Below are 3853 nucleotides of genomic sequence, written 5' to 3'. Positions count from 1 at the left end.
GCCCGCCGGCGTGCGCGGACGCCGTTGCCCGCGCACCCTTGGGCCCGCAGGCCCGCACGCAGGGCCCTCCCCGCGCGCAGGGGGACGCGGCGCACGCAGGGGGACGCGGCGCACGCATTGGGGGCCTTCCGGGATCCGGGGGATCGAACGGTTGCCGTCTCTTCCCCGGGACGGCCCGTGCCTGCCAGACTCCCGTGCGTGCCCGACTTCGACGTGCTCGTCATCGGATCCGGACCCGGCGGCCAGAAGGCCGCCATCGCCGCGGCCAAGCTCGGCCGCCGGGTCGCCCTCGTCGACCGCCCCGACATGCTCGGTGGGGTCTCCCTGCACACCGGCACCATCCCCTCCAAGACCCTGCGCGAGGCGGTGCTGTACCTGACCGGCCTCACCCAGCGCGACCTGTACGGCCAGAGCTACCGGCTCAAGGAGGACATCACCGTCGCCGACCTGACCGCACGTACCCGGCACGTGGTCGGCCGCGAGACGGACGTCGTCCGCAGCCAGCTGGCCCGTAACCAGGTGACCCTGTACTCCGGCACGGCCCGCTTCACCGACCCGCACACGGTGGCGGTGTCCGACCCGTCCGGGCGGGAACGGACGGTCGGGGCGGAGCACATCGTCATCGCCACCGGCACCCGGCCGGCCCGCCCGGACAGCGTCGAGTTCGACGGGCGGACCATCATGGACTCCGACAACGTGCTGTCGCTGGAGCGGGTGCCGCGGTCCATGGTGATCGTCGGCGCAGGGGTGATCGGCATGGAGTACGCCTCGATGTTCGCCGCGCTGGGCAGCAAGGTGACCGTGGTCGAGAAGCGCCCCGGCATGCTGGACCTGTGCGACGTGGAGATCGTCGAGTCGCTCAAGTACCACCTGCGCGACCTGGCGGTGACCTTCCGTTTCGGGGAGACCGTCGCCGCCGTGGAGCGCCACCCGCGCGGCACGCTCACGGTGCTGGAGAGCGGCAAGAAGATACCGGCGGACACGGTGATGTACTCGGCGGGCCGGCAGGGGCTGACCGACGACCTCGATCTCGGGCGGGCCGGCCTGGCGGCGGACCCGCGTGGGCGGATCGAGGTCGACGAGCACTACCGCACCGGAGTCCCGCACATCTACGCCGTCGGTGACGTCATCGGCTTCCCGGCGCTCGCGGCGACCTCGATGGAACAGGGCCGGTCCGCCGCCTACCACGCGTGCGGCGAACCGGTCGGGCGGATGCACCGGCTCCAGCCGATCGGCATCTACACGATCCCGGAGATCAGCTTCGTCGGCCGGACCGAGGACCAGCTCACCGAGGACCGGGTGCCGTTCGAAGTGGGCATGGCCCGGTACCGGGAGCTGGCCCGGGGGCAGATCATCGGGGACTCCCACGGGATGCTCAAGCTGCTGGTGTCACCGGAGGCCCGCACCCTGCTCGGGGTGCACTGCTTCGGCTCGGGGGCGACCGAGCTGATCCACATCGGGCAGTCCGTGATGGGGTGCGGGGGCACCGTCGACTATCTGGTAAACGCGGTGTTCAACTACCCGACGCTGGCGGAGTCGTACAAGGTCGCCGCGCTCGACGCGACGAACCGGCTCCGCCAGGTGGACCGGCTGGACTAGCACCGCCGACGGGACTCCGGGCGGCCCCCGGCCCGAGCCGGCGCGGCCAGGGCCCTCCCGGCGGACACCGGAGCGGGGCCTGAGGGCCGTCGCGGCTCGCCACCGGAGCATGGGCTCAGGGGCCGCTCACCTCCCACGCCGGACCGAAGCTCAGGGGCCGCTCACCTCTCACGCCGGACCGAAGCTCAGGGGCCGCTCCGCTCTTACGCCGGCCCGAAGCTCAGGGGCCGCTCCGCTCTTACGCCGGCCCGGAGCTCAGGGCCCTTCCTCCACCACGTGCATCGCCGCCTCCTCGGCTCCCGCCGCTCCCCCGTCCACGCCCACGTCCCGCGCGACCTCCTCCTTGACCGTGTCGGTGTGGGCGCCCTCGTCCGGGGCGACCAGACGGCCGGCGCGGGGTCCGCCCGCCTCGGGGTCGACGGGCTCGCCCTCGCCTCCGGGCAGGTCCCCGACCTCGTCGCCGGCCGGCCCGGTCACGTCCGGGACCTCCTGGCCGAGCCGTTCGTCCAGGGACTCCCCGGCACGCTGCTCACCGGCGGTGGTGCCGTACTTGGTGACGCCCAGCGGGCGTTCGGGCGGGGAGTAGCCCTCGTCGAGCATGTCGTCGTACGTCCGCTCTCCCACCGCGTCCTGCAGGTCCAGGGGACCGGCGTCCTCCTGCTCCTCGTTGGTTCCGGTGGGCTGGTAGGCGTCGTCCGCCATGGGGGTCTGCTCGGACTGCTGGTCGCTCATGGTCGCCTCCTTCGGGGCTCGCGGGCGGTCCCGGTCCGCGTTTCCCGTGGCCGGATCATTAATCCCGCCGGTGCCCGGGCAGAAGCGGCCGCGCCGTCGGCGAACGGCCGGGGAGCGCGCACGGCCGACGGGCGGCAGGCGCTGTCCGCGCCGTGGGCCCTGCCCCGCTCCTGCCGCGTCACGGAGCCACGGACGCGGTGCCGGGCCGGGCGCGTGCCCGGTCCTGGCGGGGAGGGATCGGAGCGGAGACAGGGGCGGCCGTCACGGGAGGCATCTTCTCGGTGGCGCGTACGGCCGCGCCTTACAGCCTTGTGCCGGGGCACGCGTATCTGCAACCCATGTGCAGTAAAGACTCCGGCTGCCGTCCCCCACGAGGAGGGAAAGCCGGCCGTGTCCCGGCCGGGTGATCACCCGGCCGGGAGGCTCTCCCGCATCGCCCGCCCGGTGTCGGCCGCGTCGTAGTCCTCGGGGACGCCCGGGACCAGGATGATGTCGCCCTCGATGTGGCGCGAACGCAGCGGCGCGAGCTCCTGGTAGGCGGGCGAGTCCCACCAGGTCCGTGCCGCGTCCATGGACGGGAAGGAGATCACCACGACGTGCCCGGGCCAGGCGCCCTCCTTGACCTCGTGCTGCGCGGCGTGCACGAGGAAGCGCCCGCCGTACGGCTCGAAGGTGTCCGTGATGCGCTCGATGTACTCGGCGATCTCCGGGTGCGGAGCGGACTCCTGCAGATGCGCTATGACGTAGGCGGGCATGACGTCCTCTTCCGTCGGCCGGACTGGTGTACGCCGACGATCATGGCACGGGGGTGACGCGGAATCGATGACTTCACGGGTAAAGCACCGCTCGCTCCGAGGAGTCCGGTGACGGCGCACCCGTAGCGCCGGGAACCCGCCGCCGGCACAGCGCCTCACACCGCCGACTCCCGGTCCGCACAGGGCCCTTACGTCACGAACTCCCCGTCGGCACGGGACGCCGCGCCGCTGACTCCCCGCCGGACGAGGGGTCGTCGCGCCGCTGACTCCGCGCCGGCAAAGGGGCGTTGCGTGGCGAACGCGCCGTCGTCGCAGGGCCTTACGTCACGAACCCCCCTGTCGTCACAGGGCTTTGCGCCGGACCAGCACCGCGAGGACCAGGAGGCCGGGCAGCAGCGGCAGCCAGACGGTGAGGAGCCGGTAGCCGAGGACCGCCGACGCGGCGCCGGCGCCGGGGGTTCCGGCGGCGGTGAGGGCGAAGGCGAGCGCGGCGTCCAGCGAGCCCAGGCCGCCCGGCGTGGGCAGCAGGGCGGCGGCGCTGCTGGCCGCGAGGTACAGCAGGGCCACCTGGAGCGGGGCGAGCGGCAGCCCGACGGCGCGGGTGACGGCGATGAGGACCAGCGCGTGCAGCGCGGCGAAGGCCACCGAGCCGCCCCACAGGGCCGCCGCCCGGGCGGGACGGGCGTGCAGGGCGCGGATGTCGGCCAGGACCGCGGCGAGCGCCCGCCGGCACCGCGTCCACCAGGGGGTGGCCAGCAGGACGGCCG

The 3853-nt window shown here is 73.8% G+C and carries 4 protein-coding genes; 1 reads left to right on the top strand and 3 read right to left on the bottom strand.

Annotated features, from left to right (window positions below; genetic code table 11):
* The first annotated feature begins 198 nt into the window (after positions 1-198).
* Positions 199-1599, top strand: coding sequence for a Si-specific NAD(P)(+) transhydrogenase (sthA, locus tag GT045_RS31335; RefSeq protein ID WP_161336250.1), 1401 nt, complete (start codon positions 199-201; stop codon positions 1597-1599).
* Between the two features lie 255 nt (positions 1600-1854).
* Here the strand turns inward: sthA and GT045_RS31330 are convergent, their stop codons facing one another.
* From GT045_RS31330 to GT045_RS31320, 3 genes are all read right to left on the bottom strand, one after another.
* A complete protein-coding gene (locus GT045_RS31330) occupies positions 1855-2331 on the bottom strand; it encodes a DUF5709 domain-containing protein (RefSeq protein ID WP_161336249.1) in 477 nt (158 codons plus the stop codon).
* 407 nt (positions 2332-2738) lie between these two features.
* Positions 2739-3086, bottom strand: coding sequence for a DUF1330 domain-containing protein (locus GT045_RS31325; protein WP_161286897.1), 348 nt, complete (start codon positions 3084-3086; stop codon positions 2739-2741).
* A 342-nt stretch (positions 3087-3428) separates the two neighbouring features.
* The coding region (locus GT045_RS31320; protein WP_202529192.1) for a lysylphosphatidylglycerol synthase domain-containing protein at positions 3429-3853 on the bottom strand (425 nt) is incomplete at its 5' end.

This window comes from Streptomyces sp. SID486 (genome assembly GCF_009865385.1).
In the GTDB taxonomy this organism is placed as follows: Bacteria; Actinomycetota; Actinomycetes; order Streptomycetales; family Streptomycetaceae; genus Streptomyces.
This window is presented reverse-complemented; position numbering and strand designations above follow the sequence as displayed.

Excerpts from the sequence above, each read along its gene's own strand:
- GT045_RS31330 (WP_161336249.1), bottom strand. The coding sequence starts at position 2,331 with ATGAGCGACCAGCAGTCCGAGCAGACCCCCATGGCGGACGACGCCTAC.
- GT045_RS31325 (WP_161286897.1), bottom strand. The coding sequence starts at position 3,086 with ATGCCCGCCTACGTCATAGCGCATCTGCAGGAGTCCGCTCCGCACCCG.